Source organism: Streptomyces erythrochromogenes, from assembly GCF_036170895.1.
Taxonomy (GTDB): domain Bacteria; phylum Actinomycetota; class Actinomycetes; order Streptomycetales; family Streptomycetaceae; genus Streptomyces; species Streptomyces erythrochromogenes.
On the sequence record NZ_CP108036.1, the window covers coordinates 1,514,180 to 1,530,598 of the forward strand.

Here is a 16,419-nt window from a genome sequence, read left to right on the forward strand (position 1 = left end):
GACCGCCGCGGTTCCGTGGGATCAATCGCTGAAGAAGACTGAAGACGGGGACATCAGTGCAGGTCACGGCATACGCTGACGAAGGGTTTCCGGAATGCGGCGAAAGGGGGTGCCGGATGGGGGACGCATCGGGCGCCGTGGCGGACTTCTGTGCCACCCTGCGCCGCATCGTGCGCGGCTGTGGTGTGTCGCAGTCGGAGCTCGCCCGGGTGCTGAACCGGAGCGACTCGGCGGTGTCCATGCTCCTGAACGGCCAGCGCGCGAGGGCTCCGCACATGGATGACGTCCTGGCGATCGTGAACCACTGCCGCGTCCGGGCCGGCGGCCACCCCCCGCCCGGCCTCGCCTTGGATCCGGAGTTCTGGCGCAAACGCCTCGCCGAACTGCAGGCCACGGAGGAGGGCCGACGGCGTCAAGGGCCGAGGCACGCACAGGAGCGGTTACCCATCGGACTGCCCGAGGCCGTCCCGTTCGACTTCGAATCCGCCGTCGAGGTCCTGGTGGGCCACCGCGACGGCTTCAAGGGCCTGGCTGCGCAAATCTTGGAGCCGCTCAACCTGATCGGTGCGGGACCTTGTGAGCTGCCCGGCCTCTTCGAGGGCTTCGGGACCCGGGTCCGCGCCTGCAGCGGCACCGTGAGGACAGCGCTGTTGTGCGCAGCAGACTTGGTCCTCCTCGTGAGCTCCTTCTGCGACGCGGTCGGGCGGCTCGGGGCCGTACGCGACGCTGAGGCGAGCCTGCAGAGCGATCTTCAGACCCAGGTGCTCGAAGAGCTCGGCCGGGTGGCACTCGGATCCACACGTGTCCAGGCCCCTGCCGAACTCCGTGCCGATATCGCCTCCGCCTACGCGGCCTCCGCCGACATCATGGCGTTCGGGGGCTTCATTGGGGCGTCGCACGACGAACTCGCACAGCTGGCGTTGCGGCACTACGAGGCCGTGCACGCCAAGGTGACCTGGGACTGCCCGGAGCTGCGCCTCACCTCCGAGACATACGACCCCGATGAGGAGACGGAACGCACGCAGGCCACCGCGGACCGCGTGGGCCTCATCGAACTCGGCTTGGTACTGGCAGAGTTCGCGCAGGCAGACTCGCCCACCACCAGGCAAAGAGAGCTGCTTCGGGCGCCGATCGCCGCGGCCGACGGGTCGGGGCCTGCGATTCCCTCCCTGGCAGCCGGCTATGTGAACCCGGCCTTCCGCGTGGCCGGACGCTCAGCCGACTGGCGGCTGTCCGCCGATACGTGGTGGGAAGGCCTACCCCTCAGAGAGGACATAGCGGGATTCCTTGCCGCACACCTGCTCACCCACCAAGCCACCCAGACGCCTCTGCTGGTACTCGGCCACCCGGGCTCCGGGAAGTCTCTGCTCATGAAGCTCCTGGCGGCCCGCATGCCGCAATCGGAGTTCTCCTGCCTGCACGTCGAGCTGAGGCACGTTCCCGCCGAACTCGACCTCCAGGAACAACTGGAGTGGTCCCTGTTCCGGTCGACCGGGCGCCGCGAGCCCTGGCCGGACGCTCTCCCCTCGGGTGAAACCGTACGGGTCGTCCTGCTGGACGGCCTGGACGAGCTCATCCAGGCGGGCGCGGGAAGACTCGACATGAGGAGGCAATGGCAGTACCTGAAGAGCATCGAGCAACTCCAGCAGCGCGAATACGAGCTGGGCCGGCCGGTCGTCTTCATCGTGACGAGTCGAACGGTGGTCGCAGATCAGGTGCTGACACCGGCCGCCGCCACGGTCCTTCGCTTAGAGCCCTTCGATGACGCGCGCATCATCTGCTGGCTCGAGGTCTGGCATGCAACGAACCGGCGCTACTTCGCCCGACACGAGGTTGAGCCGCTCACGTGGGACGTGGTGCAGCCGTATCGGGAACTGGCGCGCCATTCACTGCTCCTGCTCATGCTCGCGCTCTACGACGCCACCGGAAATCCGCTGCGGAGCCTGGGCGGCCTGGACATCCGGCGCGTCGATCTGTACGAGCGGCTCCTCATGGAGTTCGTCCGGCGCCAGGTCGTGAAACACAGCGACCCTCTGCCGCCTTCAGTCGAAGCCGAAGCGGTCGAGCAGGAGCTCGGGCGGTTGGGCGTGATCGCCATCGGGATGTTCAATCGCCGTCGGCAGAGCCTGACCGCGGACGAAGCGGATCGTGATCTCGGCGGACTGCTCGGCGAATCGGGCTCCGCACTGCTGTTCGGGCGGTTCTTCTTCGTGCACGAGGCGCAGGCTGTGGTGGCAGAGGAGCGCCTGCGATCGTACGAGTTCCTGCACGCGACGTTCGGCGAGTACCTGGTCGCCCGGCTCGTCTGCGCCGAGCTGGGACGGATACGCGTCGAAGCGGAGCGGGCCGCGACGACGGGGTGCGACGACTCGGTGCTCCGAGCGCTCATGTCATTCGTTCCGCTCAGTGACCGTACCCACGTCCTCGATACCCTCAGGGAGCTGGCCGGACCATCGGGACCTCGCTGGCACCGCGGCCTGCCGGGGCTCCTTCGGACCCTGTTCCACAAGGACGACCGCACCGGTGACGGGCCGTCCGGTCTCACGTACAGTCCCGGCGATCGCAGGCGCACCGAACGGGACGCGGTCTACGAGGCGAACCTCCTCCTACTCGCCCTCGTCGTCGAGGACGGATTTCGAGCCTCTGACTTCCTGACGGTCCCGGATCCCGTGGACCGGTGGCGGCGATGCGCGCAGTTCTGGCGTTCCCAGTTCGGTGAGGCGTCCTGGGGATCCTTCGCCCGGACGGTGGCCCTGCAGAGGGCCGCCACTGATGCTGTCGGCGCCGGCACGGCCGGTACCCCCGTAACCACGACCGACCTGTGGATCTCACTCCAGGGGCCCTCCGAACTCACGGACGACGTTTCCTGGATCCTGCAGAGCGGCGTGCTGGGGCCGGCCGCCTACCACGACCCACGAGGAGTGGACGCCACGGCTCTGACCAGGCGGCTGTCACTCCTGTGTGACACGGACGTGCAGCATGTGCTGCACGCTCTGGCACCGCTCCTGCGGACCCTGCCGAACACCCTGCGCACGTACCGCGTCGACGAAGGCCAGAGGACCGTTTCGGGGACGCACGCCCTCCTGGGTCTGCTGTGCCGAGACACGGACAGGCCGCTCGCCGCACATTACGCCGAAGTCCTCGATGTGCTGCGCCACCTGCCCGGCGGAGAGCGTCCACCCGTCGCGGACCTCCTTGTACGCCACCTCGTCCACGACGCCGATCGGCTGCCGGAAGAGACCGTCCGGGCACTCCTCGTCGAGGTGATCCGGCCGGGTGGCGCCGCAGACGGGGCGCCGTGGGCCGGCCTGTGGCCCGTCCTCGAGGAGTATGTGGTCCGCGGGTTGGCGGGGCTCGATCCGGGGCGGGAGGACGCGGAGGCGCAGTTCAAGGCCTTGGTCGGCGCCCTTCGCGGCTATGCGGCACTGTTCCGCGGACCGCAGGAACGCCTGGAGCACCTGCTGCGGGAGGCGGGGAGCACCCGCGTCTGGGCAGAGGGGGAATGGGGACCGGGAACCGTAGCGCTGGAACAGGGGCGCGCGCTGCTCGATGCACTTCCCGTGGGCGAACGGGACCCTCGGCTGGTCATCGGACTGCTGCGGCTGGCCGAGGAACTGGGACAACAGGGATGGCTCGGTACCCATGCCGAACCGCTCCTGCTGACGCTGCGCACAGCGGACGTGCTTCGGATGCGCGCAAGCGACACCGATTTCCTGCGGCCCGTGGTGCGGGACGCCGGTCTGCAGCACGCGTTCACCACGATCCTCGAAATCTGGCGCGGACCGACCGGGAGGTCCTGACACATCAGGTGGCCGGAGTCTCCGGGGGCAGGGCCGGATGGACAAAGGCCGAGGGGCCGCTTCGGATCGCTCCGGAAACGGCCCCTAGGCACAGGATGTGGACGGGCTCAGTGCTCGCAGAGGGAGAATTCCCGCTCGTAGAGCTCCTTGTTGTGCTCGTCGACGAAGAACTTGCGCTCGTGCATGAGCTGTTCGCGGTAGGCCGCGGCCTGTTCGAGCGTCATGGTCGAGGTCTCGGACCACGGTTGCTGCGGCGGCACGTCGGAGGTCGAGACGATCGTTTCCGACGGGTCGACCAGGAAGAAGGCCAGGATCTTGCGGTGTCCCGGGCGGCTGGGGTCTGCGAGGCGGAAGTCGCCGACGCGGTGCTGCAGGATGTTCGGGAATGCCAGGCAGCGGCCCTCCGGAGTCGATACCGATCCCAGCACCTGGTTCAGCGCGTCCTCGTCCTCCAGGCCGTAGACCTCGCGCAGACCGTTGTCGTCGTTCTGCTCGTAGTCGGGGTCGTCCAGTGCCGCCCGGAAGCCCAGCCGGCTTTCGGTGATGTTCTCGCTGTCCCAGTAGTAGATGCCGGTCGAGACGATCCGCTCGTTCAGCATCCCCTCGACGTGCCAGGAACCGCCCGCGTACTCGGGCTTGTCCGGGGTGAGATGAATGGTGGCGAGCTTGACGATGACCTGGAGGCGGCGGCCGCGCAGGTCGACCCTGGCAGATGCGTCGGGCGCCTCGGGCAGGGTGAACTCCGGGGCCTCGGGGACGACCGGGCGGCGGTTCTCCCACCATTCTTCGTGGGCGGACTCCCACGCACGGAGGGCTTCCTTGTGGGCCGCGGGATCGCTGTACGAGGACTTGTTCGGATACTCCGGCTCCGAGTCGTACCACCCGTAGGGATCGGCCTCGATCCGCAGGGGCCGCGGATGACGCAGGTCCGTGAGCACGTTCTCCCACAGCGGGAGCATCCGCGAGAACAGGTCCGGCAGGACGGAGGCCAGTTCGTGATGGGTCTCGGGGTGGACGTTGTTGACGTACGAGCGGAAGGCGGCATCGCCGTCGTCACTGACGTCCACGTCCGTGGGCAGCCACTGGAACTTCTCCGAGAACTCGTACTTCGAGTAGCGGGTCGTCGGATTCTGCCAGGCCCGCTCGGGGGCGCCGCTCACCTCTCTCACCAGGCAGAACATCGAGGGGTGGACCAGATCCAGTACCTGGCCGTCCGAACCGGGGTGCCAGTCCTGCTCCGCCTCGGGGACCTCTTCCAGGACCCGGACCGCCTCGCGCAGCCGGGACCTGAGCTTGTCGTCGACCAGTGCGTCCGACTGCCACACCCCGTCGACGGCGGACACCTCGATGCCCGTTCGTCCGTCCCGCAGCGCGGCGTAGTGGTCGAGCTCGGCAAGGACGTAGCGGACCTGCGCTTCGGTGAGGCCCTGGGCGAGCGCCTCCTGCGTCCACCGGGCGACGATGTCGGCATCGTTCCTCTTGTCGAACCACCCCGGCTTCGCCCGAAGGTGCGCGCTGCACTGCATGATCTCGAGTTCCCGCAGCGTCCGGGGCTTCGCGAACGATATGGAACGGGACGCAGCGAAGGGCAGCGGGAAAGCAGACAGGCCGGTCAATTCTTCGGATCCCTACGGTCGGTGTGCGGTGGCCGGAAGGATAGCCCAGCGCACTGACACCGCAGCCGTGGTCCCTGTTGCCGCCGACGGGGCCCCGTGGTGCGGCAGCAGGCCGTTGCGGAACGCTCGCGGAGGGCTCGGGCGGGAAGGAGCCGCCGCGCGCTTGCCTTAGGGTGACCCCATGGTGGGGCATTCGAGTACACGGCAGCGGCTCGTCGTCGCCTTCGTCTCCTGCGTCCTGGCGACCGCCGCGACGGTCGTGGCGGCGGCTTCGTCGACAGGTCCTGCGTCGGACGCGGGAGCGCGGCCAGTCGGCGGCTTCCAGCGGCCGCCCGAGCCGCCCAAGGAGCACGATCTGCGACTCGGCGTCTCCTACGGTGACACCCTCACCTGGAAGTCCGACGACGGCCTGGCCGCCGCCCTCAACGACGCGGTCGGCCTGGGCACCACCTGGATCCGGGTGGACCTGTCCTGGAACAACATCCAGCCGGACAGCCCGCGCACCTACCAGTGGCAGCGCTTCGACCGGATCGTGAAGGCGGCCCGCGAACGCAACCTCGACGTCCTCGCCACGGTCGCCTACACCCCCGCATGGGCAAGGGCCGAGTCGTGCACGGGGCACCGTCCCACGTGTCCGCCGGCCGACCCCAAGAAGTTCGCCGCGTTCGCGAAGCTCGCCGCCCTGCGCTACGCGCCCCAGGGCGTGCACACGTGGGAGGTCTGGAACGAGCCCAACCTCCCCCAGTTCTGGTACCCCAAGCCCGACGCCAAGGCGTACACCACCCTGCTCAACTCCACCGCCGCCTCGCTGCGCGAAGCCGACCCGACGGCCTACGTGCTGATGGGCGGTCTGGCCGCCGTCGGCACTTGGGAATCGATCAAGTACGTCTCCCACCTGGACTTCCTGGAACAGGTCTGCCGGCTCGGCGGCAACAAGGCGGTGGACGCGCTCAGCTACCACCCCTACGCCTGGCCCCAGCTCCCGCACGACGGCAAGGTGTTCACGGAGATCAGCAGCGCCGGGGAGAACCTCGTCGGCGTCGCCGAGCGGCACGGGACGCCCGGCATGCCGGTGTGGCTGACGGAGACGGGCGCGCCGACCAACGGTCCGGGCAACCCCGCCGCCGACGAGAAGTCCCGGACGGAGAACATCACGCACGTCAGCGAGGAGTTCCAGGCGCGGATCGCCACCGACACGGTGCCGACCGCCGCGAAGGACAAATACGTGGCCGCCGCCTTCTGGTTCGCCCATCAGGACACGGCCACCGGCAACGACAAGAGCCATTCCAAGTACTACGGGCTGCGCCGCTACGACGGTTCCGCGAAGCCCGCGTTCGCCGCGCTCCGGGCCGCCATCGAGGAGTACGCGAAGAAGCAGCCCCGCTAGGACGGCAGCCCCGCCAGGCCGGCCGCGCCGGGAGGCCGCCGGCGGTCACAGCGAGCGGAACAGGTCCACGTACCGGGCCAGGAGGCCGTCCCAGGCGTACCGCTCACGCGCGGTACGCAGCCCCGCCTCGCCCAGCCGGTCCGCCAGGACACCGTCCTCCAGGAGCCGCCGGCAGGCGTCCGCCAGGGCGCCGGGGTCGCCGGGCGGTACCAGCAGACCGGTCCGCCCGTCCTCGACGACGTACGGGATGCCGCCGACCCGCGAGCCCACCACAGGGGTGCCGCAGGCCATCGCCTCGACGAGCACCATGCCGAACGACTCGGCCTCGGTGACGGAGGGCAGGACCAGCACAGCCGCCTCGCGGACCGCCCGGACGAGGTCGGGCCCGGTCAGCTCGCCGGACGCGGTGACCCGGTCCGCGAGGCCGAGGGACGCGGCCAGGGCGAGCTGGTCCGCGACCGCGTCGCCGCCGCCCACCAGGCGCAGCCGGGCCCCGGGCACTTCGGCCAGGGAGCGGACGAGGACATCGACCCCCTTCCACGCCGAGGACCGGTCGATGCGGCCGACGTAGAGGAGCGTCGGCGGGCGGGTGGAGGGCGGCGGGCCCGGTGTGAACCGGGCGGTGTCGACGCCGGGGCTGATCTCCAGGGCTCCGGGCCGCCCGGCGGCCAGGGAGACGGGGGACACGGCGACGAGGGCACGGGCCCGGCCGAACACCCGGGGCAGGACCCGGCGTTCGTAGAGGCCGATGAGGCGGTCCGCGGCGCCGGTGCCGGGGCCGCCCTTGAGCATCGAGCCGGCGTGGTAGGTGAGCACGGCCGGGCGGCGGCCCGCCACGGCCACGGCGATGTCGCCGAGTCCCGGTACGGGGGCGTGCGCGTGGACCACGTCGGCACCCGTACGGCGCAGCCAGTACCGCAGCTGAAGCGGCCACAGGGGGCTGAGGGGGGTGTTGGAGAGCCGGAACCAGGAGCCGAGCCGGACGACCCGCACGCCGTCCTCCACGCAGGTACGGGTGCGCAGCCCGGGCCCGCTGGTGAGGACGACGGCGTCGAGGCCGGGCGCTTCGTGCACGGCCCGCGCGACCCGGGCCGCATACTGCTCGACGCCCCCGAGGTGCGGCGGGTAGTAGGGGGTGACGACGGCCACCGTGCGGGGGTTCACAGGGCGGCCCGCAGCAGGCCGGGGAAGCCTTCCGCCTCGGCGACGTAACCGGGCAGCCGGCGTCGCAGCTGCTCGCGGTAGCCGGAGTCGTCCTGGAGCAGCGGTGCGACCAGCGCCCACAGCCGGGGATGGGTGACGTCCTCGATGGCCAGCACGTGGGCGCCGAGGCCGAGGTCGGCCATGATGCCGCGGGTCTTGTGCTCGTACTCGATGGCCACGCAGGGCACGCCGCTGGTCAGGGAGAAGATCACCGAATGGAAGCGGGTGCCGATCAGCAGGGCGCACTCGCGGTAGACGCCCTTGAGATCGCGGTAGTCCACCCGGTCCTCGATCAGCAGGGGTGCCGCGGTGCAGTGGGCGGCGATCCGGCGCTCCACGATGCGGTCGTCGTCGCTCAGGTAGTCGGTGCTGACCTGCGGGATCAGCACGACACGCGCTCCAGTGGCCTGGACGGCGTCGATCGTCGCGGCCAGGGCCCGCTCGTACGCGTCCTGGGCGGCCGGGGCCAGCCAGCACCTGGCCGTGACCCCGACCAGCCGCAGCTCCGGTGCGATGCCGAGCCGGGCCCGCCAGTCGGAGGACGCCGGCGGGTCGAACGCGAATCCCGAGTCGACGCCCCGGGTGACGACCGCGTCGGGCAGGCCGCAGCCGCGCAGCTGGTCCACGCTGACGTCCTCGCGGGCCAGGACGAGCGGGGACCGGCCGAGGGCGCGGGCGACCAGGCGCCGCTGGAGGGGCGAGGGGAACGGGCCGTAGGACTGTGGGGCGAAGACGACGGGCACGCCGGCACGCTGGGCGAGCAGCACCGGCAACAGGACGAAGAAGACGTTCTGGTGGCCGTCGAGCCCCGGGCGGGCCAGGACGTACCCGCCTCCGGTGGACACCACCAGGTCCGCGCCGGCCAGGGCGTCCGCCTCGCGCCGGGCCTCGGCGGGCAGGATCCTGCGCAGGACACCGGCCGCTGACCGGGGCAGCAGGAGGAGGCCGGCGGAGACCGCGCCGACGTACACCTTCCGCAGGATCCGGCGGGAACGCGAAGCGGTGCCGTCGGCGACGTGGCGGCGGATCGAGCCGAGGTTCGGGGCGTCCTCGAATGCGGGGTGGACGGCGGGGTCCTCCATGCCGGCGACGCGGACGTCGGCGCCGGGGAACGCCTCGCGGACCTGTCGCAGGCAGACGGAGAGCAGCGCGGCGTCGCCCGCGTTCTCCCGGACGTAGGCGTTGATCACCACGATCTTCACGGGCGGTACCTCTCGGCAGGTGGTGCGGCGGACGGCGCGGCGGCGGACGTCGGATCCGGGGCCGTCGGCCCCGGCAGGCGCACGGCGCGCAGTTGGAGGGTGTCGACGGGGGACCAGCCCGGTCCGGGGTCGAGGTCCGGTTCCGGCGGGCGGGGCGCGGAGGGCCGGCCGCGCAGCAGGGCGACGGTGGCGAACAGTCCGGCCGCCAGGTTGCCGATGCCCCAGGCGCAGCCGACCCAGACCAGCCCGTGCGGCGCCCACCACGCGGACAGGCCGATGGTGGTGCACGCGAGGACGGTGTTGGCGGCGATGAGCTGCTTCATCCGCTGGGCCAGCTTCAGCCCGAAGCACGCCCAGGTGTTGAGGGCGACGGCGAGGGCGGCGAGGGCGAGCACCCTTAGCAGCCCGCTCGCGGCCGTGGTGTAGCTGCCGCCGAACACCAGCAGGAGCAGCCCGCTGCCGGCCGCGACGACGGCGACGGCGGGTACCTGCACCGCGGCGATGGTCTTCGCGGAGCGGCGCAGGAGTTCACCGAACCGGGACGGGTCGGAGGAGACCTCGGCGAAGACGGCCTCGCCCACGGCGGTGGAGACGGAGTTCAGGAGGGCGGCGATCTGGAAAGCGACGAAGTAGTAGCCGGCTTCGGCGGCGCCCAGCTTTTGGAGCACGATGAGCGGAGTGACCAGGACGGGCGCCAGGTTGATCAGGCTGGAGACGTAACTGGCGACGGAGAAGCGCAGTTGCTCGCGCAGCCGGGTGCCCCGGGTGCGGAAGTCGAAGCGGAAGCCGAGGCGGCGCCGGAGCAGCAGCAGGGCCGCGGCGCCGGCGACCGCGTAGCCGATGCCCGCCGAGCCGAGGATTCCGGCCGCGCCGAACCCGACCAGGGCGACGGGCGCGGCGAGTTTGGCGACGCCTTGGAGGATCCCGTCGGACAGCACGTTGTACTGCGCCATGCGGGCGCTGATGAAGACCGACTTGACCAGGAGGTTCAGCGAGGCGCAGGCGCAGGACAGGACGAAGAGGGCGACGAGGTGCGCGTGGTCGCGGACGAACAGCAGCTTGTGCCCGTACCAGGGCAGCCCCAGCAGATAGATCCCGGCGGCGATGCAGGAGACCAGCAGCACCAGGGCGGTGGACTGGGTGATCTGGGCGTTGCGGGCCCTGCCTCCGGCGGGAAAGCGGATCAGGGTGCTGTTGAGGCCGAACATGCTGAGGTAGGAGAGCAGCGAGGTCGCGGAGATCAGCGAGGTGGCCAGCCCGACCTGCTCGGGCGGGTAGAAGCGGGCCACGACCACCCAGAAGAGGAAGCTCAGCCCGGCCGTCGTGACCGTGGACGCCAGCAGGAAGAACGAGCTCCGGAACATCTGGTCCGCGGGCCGGGCGTGCTTACCCACGGCCCGCGTCCCCGTAGTGCCCGAGCAGCGCCGTCACGTGCCGGTCCCAGCCGAAGGACGCCTCGGCGAACGCGCGGGCGGCGGCTCCCGTCGCCGCCCGCGCGGCGGGATCCGCGACCAGGCCGTCGAGCGCGGCGCGCAGGGCGGGGACGGTACGGGGGACGAGCAGGGCGACGCGGCGGTCCAGGCCGTACGGGGCGTATCCGGGGTCGTCGGTCGTGACGACGGGCAGGCCCGAGGCCATGGCCTCCTGGACGGTGAGCGGGAAGCCCTCGGCGGTGGAGGGCAGGGCGAACACGTCGCACGCGCGGTAGGCGTCGGCGAGGGCCTCGGCGGACAGGGAGCCGAGGTGGTGGACGCCGGAGCGTCCGGCGAGGGCCGAGGCGTCCCCGTCACCGGCGAAGACGAGGTCGTATGCGGCGTCGTCGGCGTGGGCGTCGAGGAGGAGGTCGTACCCCTTCTTGGGGACGAGCCGGCCCGCGAAGAGCACCAGGGTGCGGCCGGCCGGCAGGCCGAGCCGCGCCCGGGCCGCGGCGCGCTCCGCGGGGTCGGCGGGCGGTCGGAACAGGCCGGTGTCCACGCCGTTGGCGAGGTGGTGGCGGGCCTCGGCGCGGGCGCCGAGCTTGCGGACGAACGCGGCGACGTCGGCGTTGACTGTGAGCACCCGGCGGGCGCGGCGGAGCTGGGGCCGGCCCGCAATGGCGTAGACGACCCGCTGGACGGCGCGTACGAGGGCCGAGGGGTGCGCCACCAGGCCGACGTGCTGGGTCACCACGGTGGGGGTGCGGGTGGCGGCCGCGGCGAGGCCGGCCGCCCAGGAGGAGGCGTAGAGGCAGTCGTGGACGTGGACGACGTCGGCGTGGCGGGCCCAGCGCAGGGCTGCGGGCAGCAGGGCCGGCGAGAACAGCGGGAAGGGGACGCCAGACCGGCGCTCCACCACGTTGGACGCGGCGACGCGGACGACGCGGACGCCGTCCTCGTGGTGGATCCCGGCGTGGTCGCCGCTGGTGAGGACGGTGACTTCGGCGCCGTGCCGGGCGAGGTGGAGCGCTTCGTTGCGGACGACGTTCTCGATGCCGCCCAGGTGCGGCGGGTAGTAGTGGCTGACGAGCAGGACCCGGGGCCGGCGCCGGACGTGGTTCATCGGTAGACCGCCGCCCCTTCGTTGCTGTAGATCAGGTTGCGTGTGGTGTCGAGGAGGTCGCGCGGGTACCGGTACGTCACGAGGTCGCCCCGGAAGAATACGGTGACCTCGTCCTTGCGGGTCGGCGTGGATCCGAGCAGTACGTAGGACTGGGACCGCAGCAGTGCGGGGTGGACGCTGTCCTGCGTGCGGACGGTGAAGAGGGTCTGCAGACGGCTGAAGGAGTACCGGTCGGTCTGTACGACGAGGTCGTCGCCCGCAGCCCGCTGGTTGAGCCACATGGCGGCCCGGCGGTCCTCGGCGTGCGGGTAGTAGATGTCGTAGGCGGGACCGGCATTGCTGAGTGCGAGCTGCGCGGGGTAGCCGCCGAGTGCCTTGGGGACGGCCCCGGTCAGGTCGAGCAGCAGCCCGGCGACGAGGACGCACAGCACGGGGACGGCGCGGCGGCCGGCCCAGCGCACGGCCCACAGGGCGCCGGCGGCGATGAACGGGGCGAAGAACAACAGGCCCTGCTGGAAGGCGCGGAGCACGCTGTAGTCCACCGACAGCTGCGGTACCAGGGTGAACAGGCCCATCATCGCGAGGGCGCCCACGGTCAGGGTGGTCTGGTCGCGGACGGGCGTGAAGGGGCTGCTCCGGCCGCGCAGGGCGATCACGAACCCGACCAGGACCAGGACCTGGAGCAGCAGGGCGGCGGCCTGCCGGAGCACGCCGTTGAGGGCGGGCACGCTCAGGCCGACGGTGTCCAGCGCCCGGCCGACGGGGGTGAGCGGCAGGCTCTCCTTCTCGGCCACGGGCGTGGGGTACTTCGCGAGGGCCTCCAGCGGCAGGTACTTGCCGTCGGCCCGGTCGGCCCGGGTGTAGCCGATGGTGTCCTCGCGGTAGTCGGCGAGCCGCTCCTCGGGGGTGACTCCGGCGCCGCCGAAGAGGCTGTAGCGGGTGTCGGAGGAGCCTCCGCGGGCGTCGCCGGAGCCGAACAGGTCGCTCGCGACGACGCGCAGTGTGCTTTCGAGCTGGCCACCGGTGTGGGTGAGGGGACCGGCCCAGAGCAGGGCGAGAACGGCCGGTACGGCCACGGTCCACCAGGTCAGGAACGTCCGCGTCCCGCCTTGGCCCACGGAGCGGTGCGGACGGGCGCGGCCCGGCCGGGAGGCCGCCCGCCAGACCTTGTCCACGGCGAACGCGGTCGCCAGGGTGCCGACGATCACGTAGATCGTCGAGTAGTGGGACAGGACCACTCCGGCGAGCAGCACGGTGAACACCGCGCGCCGCAGGGGCAGCGGGCGCCGGGAATCCGTCAGGACGAGCATCGCGCAGGCCAGCAGCAGGAAGGCGATGGCCTGCCGGCCCAGGAACGGCATGTCGGTGAAGAAGGTCGGGAACGCCATGAAGAACACGGCGGAGAGCAGCGCCACGAGCGGGGACGCCACGTTGCGCACCGCGCGATGGACGAGGACCGGGGTCAGGGCGAAAAGCAGCGGCAGGACGGCCTTGAAGACGTAGATGTCCTCGATGCCCGTGAGCCGGAAGACGCTCACCGGGAGCAGGGTGATGCTCAGGCACGCGTTGTACGGGTCGGTGTAGGCGGAGATGTCCCAGAAACCGCCGCCGAGGGTGAGCCGGAAGTAGAGGTACTCGCGCTGGATGTCGTGCCCGGCGATGTACCAGCCGCGCAGGGAGGTGAGCAGCAGCAGGGTGGCGGAGGCGGCGTAGATGCCGGCCTCCAGGACGATCGGGGAGCAGCGTCCGTGGCGAAGCAGCAGGAGGACGATCAGCGCCGCGACGACGACCAGGGCGGCCGTGCTGACGGCGCCGCCCAGGCCGTTGTTGAGCCTGATCGGACCGGCCACGGAGAGCAGCAGCGCGACTCCGGCCGCCCAGGCCACCGGGCGGGCGCCGCTCAGGGGCGCGCCGCGCAGGAGGGGCCGTCGTGACTGGGGGGCGAGGGTTCCGAGGACGAGGAGCACGAGGGTGGTCGCCGAGGCCAGCACCAGCCGGGTCAGGGGCCGTTCCACGCCGAGCAGCGGGAGCACGGTGTTGACGCCCAGCGCCACGAGGATGTCGAGGAGCACGGCGAGGCCGGCCGCCAGCAGGAGGGAGCCACTGCGGGTGGAGACCACTTTGTCGGTGAGGCCGCGCAGCAGCAGGACGGGCGCGGCGAAGAGCAGCCACAGGCCGACCGGTGCGAGCAGGAGGGCGGGGACGCCGGGCAGCGTCTCGACGGCGCAGGCGGGGCCGAGGCTCAGCAGGACGCCGAGCCGTCCGCGCAGCCAGGTGGGCGGGTTCATATCCCTGCCTTCCGGTACACGAGCTCCACCTGCCGGGTGACTTCCTCCCAGGTGTGGCGGCGGGCCCGCTCGGCGCTGCGGCCGGCCAGTCGGCCGCGCAGGCCGGGGTCGGCCGCGAGGCGGTCCACGGCGGCGGCGAGCGAGGCCGGGTCCGGTGCGGCCAGCAGGCCGACGCCGCGCAGCAGTTCCGCGTTGCCGGGGACATCGGTGGCCAGGACGGGCAGGGCGGCGGCCATGGCCTCCAGCGCGGCGAGGGGCATGCCCTCGCGGTCGGAGGGCAGGACGAAGACGTCGGCGTCCGCGTAGGCGGCGAGGAGGTCCCCGTCGTACAGGGGCCCGGTGAACTCGACGCGCTCGCCGAGGCCGAGTCCGGCGGCGCGGGCCCGCAGGTCGGCGTCGAGCTCGCCGCCGCCGACGATGCGGAGCCTGAGCGGGGATTCGGCCAGGTTGATCGCGTCGAGCAGGCGCGCGATGTTCTTCTGGGCGCTGAGGCGTCCGACGTAGAGCAGCCGCAGGGGCCGGCGGGTGGCGGTCGTGGTGCCGACCGGGACGGTGGCAGGGGCGGGAGCGGCACGGAAGAACTCCGGGCCGACTCCGTTGGGCACCACGTGCACGCGCGCGGGCGGCACCCGGTAGGCCTCTTCGACGAAGCGGGCCTGCTGCTCGGTCAGAACGATGACCGCCGCCGCGGCGCGGGCGACGCGTCCGAAGACGTGCTTCTTGTAGGCGGGCAGGAGTCCGCCGAGGCGCCCGCTGGCGTCCACGTCGAGGTGGAAGTGGAGTACGAACGGCTGCCGGCGCAGCCGGGCGGCGAGTGCCACGGTCTCCGGCAGAAGGGCGTGCGCGCAGTGCGCGTGCAGCACGGCACCGCGCGGCGCGGCCAGGAGCGAGCCGAGGAGACCGGGCGCGATCGCGGTGTGGGCGAACTCGGTGGCGCGGTGCCTGCGCACGGTGACGCCGTCCTCCTGGGCCCGCCGCGGCGCGCCGCCGGAGCCGAGCGCGGTGGTGACGACGCGGACGTCGTGGCGTTGGGCGAGGCAGCGCGACAGGTGCAGCACGACGCGCTCGAGGCCGCCGAGGTGCGGGGGGTAGTACGGGGTGATCTGGAGGACTGTGCGCATCAGAGTTCCGGGGGCTTGCCGAAGCGGAAGTGGAGGGTCTGGGGATGCCCGGTGAGCGAGACCCGGACCAGGGCGACGTCGGTCCCCTTGGCGCGGATCCGCGCCGTGACCGGGACCGCAGCGCCCTGGTGGGGTTCGACGGGGTAGGTCTCGGTCGCCAGCACCTTGCCGTCCGCAGCCTCCACGGTGAGCGTCGCGACCAGCGACCGGGATCCGGAGCCGTGGTCGTTCACTGCGAAGGGAACGAGGACGCTCGCTCCGTCGAAGCGCGGGTTCTCGGTGAAGTAGAGCTCGATGTAGGCGGCTTGCCGGCGGGTGAACGAGTCCAGCAGGACCGTCCGCACGGACGGCAGGGACCAGGCGCCCGCGCACAGGCCGGCCGCCAGCGCGAACACCAGGGCCGATCGGATCAGACGCTTCCTCATGCCGGGGTGTGCCGCCGTTCGTAGCGTGCGGGGTGCTTCCGGCCGGACCGGCGGAAGCGGTGCTCGAAGAGCTGGCGCAGGTTGGCCATCCCGTCGGGCAGCGCGTTGAGCTTCACCTCGCCCTGGCGGTTGCGGTATTCGATGGGCACTTCGAGGTACCGGTAGCCGGCCCGGGTCGCGGCGTTCTTGATCTCCTGGGAGAAGGCCATGCCGGTCGACTTCACCTCCACGCCGTCCCAGACGTAGCGCCGGAAGACCCACATGCCGGACTGCGAGTCGCGCAGTCCGTTGCGGAACAGGGCCCGGCTCAGGGCGCTCAGCGCGTGGTTGGCGACGGTGTGGGACCGCTTCATCGCCGAGCGGTTCTCGCGGCGGAGCCGGTTGGTCGTCATGAACTCGACGTCGGCCTCGGTCAAGGTGCCCAGCAGTTCGGGCAGGGAGTCGAACGGGTAGGTGCAGTCGGCGTCGCCGGTCGCTATGACGTCGCCCTTCGCCGCGCGGAAGCCGGCGTGGTAGGCGTTGCCGTACCCCCGCTCCGGCTGGGAGACGACGGTGGCGCCGAGTGCGGCGGCCACTGCGGCGGTGTCGTCGGTGGAAGCGTTGTCGACGACGATGACCTCGGTCTCCCAGCCCAGAGCGCGGAGCGCGCTCGTGGGCACCGAGTTGACCACGGTGGGCAGGTTGGGCGCCTCGTTGAGCGCCGGAATCACGACGGAAAGCGTATTCAATTCATCCCCCGGTACCGGACCAGAACGGCGGCCGTGCGAGCGCCGCGGCAACTGAGGGCCTTCACATCGTGGAGTCTCGGCCGCACACGTCGAGCCGGGCGGTCTGCTGGG

11 protein-coding genes are annotated in these 16,419 nt (G+C 71.6%); 2 read left to right on the forward strand and 9 right to left on the reverse strand.

Annotation, left to right across the window (positions count from 1 at the left end; translation table 11 throughout):
- Positions 1–56: 56 nt before the first annotated feature.
- Entirely contained in the window at positions 57–3,800 is a 3,744-nt protein-coding gene (locus OHA91_RS07110; protein WP_328738864.1) for an NACHT domain-containing protein, read from the forward strand.
- A gap of 107 nt (positions 3,801–3,907) precedes the next feature.
- On the opposite strand, the gene OHA91_RS07115 is transcribed toward OHA91_RS07110, so the two are convergent.
- Positions 3,908–5,416, reverse strand: a complete 1,509-nt coding sequence (locus OHA91_RS07115) for a DUF4246 domain-containing protein (protein WP_031157666.1) — start codon at positions 5,414–5,416, stop codon at positions 3,908–3,910.
- A 181-nt stretch (positions 5,417–5,597) separates the two neighbouring features.
- Here OHA91_RS07115 and OHA91_RS07120 point away from each other — a divergent pair, with 181 nt between their 5' ends.
- Entirely contained in the window at positions 5,598–6,803 is a 1,206-nt protein-coding gene (locus OHA91_RS07120; RefSeq protein ID WP_328738865.1) for a cellulase family glycosylhydrolase, read from the forward strand.
- A 45-nt stretch (positions 6,804–6,848) separates the two neighbouring features.
- Here the strand turns inward: OHA91_RS07120 and OHA91_RS07125 are convergent, their stop codons facing one another.
- The 8 genes from OHA91_RS07125 to OHA91_RS07160 are packed head-to-tail and all read right to left on the reverse strand — an operon-like array spanning position 6,849 to position 16,290.
- A complete protein-coding gene (locus tag OHA91_RS07125) occupies positions 6,849–7,967 on the reverse strand; it encodes a glycosyltransferase family 4 protein (RefSeq protein WP_031157668.1) in 1,119 nt (372 codons plus the stop codon).
- On the reverse strand, positions 7,964–9,208 hold the full coding sequence (locus OHA91_RS07130; RefSeq protein ID WP_328738866.1) for a polysaccharide pyruvyl transferase family protein: 1,245 nt from the start codon (positions 9,206–9,208) through the stop codon (positions 7,964–7,966). Before OHA91_RS07130 ends, OHA91_RS07125 begins: the two co-directional genes overlap by 4 nt.
- Positions 9,205–10,602, reverse strand: a complete 1,398-nt coding sequence (locus OHA91_RS07135) for a lipopolysaccharide biosynthesis protein (protein ID WP_328738868.1) — start codon at positions 10,600–10,602, stop codon at positions 9,205–9,207. The genes OHA91_RS07130 and OHA91_RS07135 overlap by 4 nt, the downstream gene beginning before the upstream one ends.
- Positions 10,595–11,746, reverse strand: coding sequence for a glycosyltransferase family 4 protein (locus OHA91_RS07140; RefSeq protein ID WP_031157674.1), 1,152 nt, complete (start codon positions 11,744–11,746; stop codon positions 10,595–10,597). The genes OHA91_RS07135 and OHA91_RS07140 overlap by 8 nt, the downstream gene beginning before the upstream one ends.
- Entirely contained in the window at positions 11,743–14,034 is a 2,292-nt protein-coding gene (locus tag OHA91_RS07145) for a DUF2206 domain-containing protein (RefSeq protein WP_266493729.1), read from the reverse strand. The genes OHA91_RS07140 and OHA91_RS07145 overlap by 4 nt, the downstream gene beginning before the upstream one ends.
- The gene (locus OHA91_RS07150) at positions 14,031–15,155 is read right to left on the reverse strand and encodes a glycosyltransferase family 4 protein (RefSeq protein ID WP_266493727.1); all 1,125 of its coding nucleotides are present in this window, start codon (positions 15,153–15,155) and stop codon (positions 14,031–14,033) included. The genes OHA91_RS07145 and OHA91_RS07150 overlap by 4 nt, the downstream gene beginning before the upstream one ends.
- The gene (locus OHA91_RS07155; protein ID WP_266493723.1) at positions 15,155–15,580 is read right to left on the reverse strand and encodes a hypothetical protein; all 426 of its coding nucleotides are present in this window, start codon (positions 15,578–15,580) and stop codon (positions 15,155–15,157) included. The genes OHA91_RS07150 and OHA91_RS07155 overlap by 1 nt, the downstream gene beginning before the upstream one ends.
- A complete protein-coding gene (locus OHA91_RS07160; protein WP_051893881.1) occupies positions 15,577–16,290 on the reverse strand; it encodes a glycosyltransferase family 2 protein in 714 nt (237 codons plus the stop codon). The genes OHA91_RS07155 and OHA91_RS07160 overlap by 4 nt, the downstream gene beginning before the upstream one ends.
- Positions 16,291–16,419 lie beyond the last annotated feature (129 nt).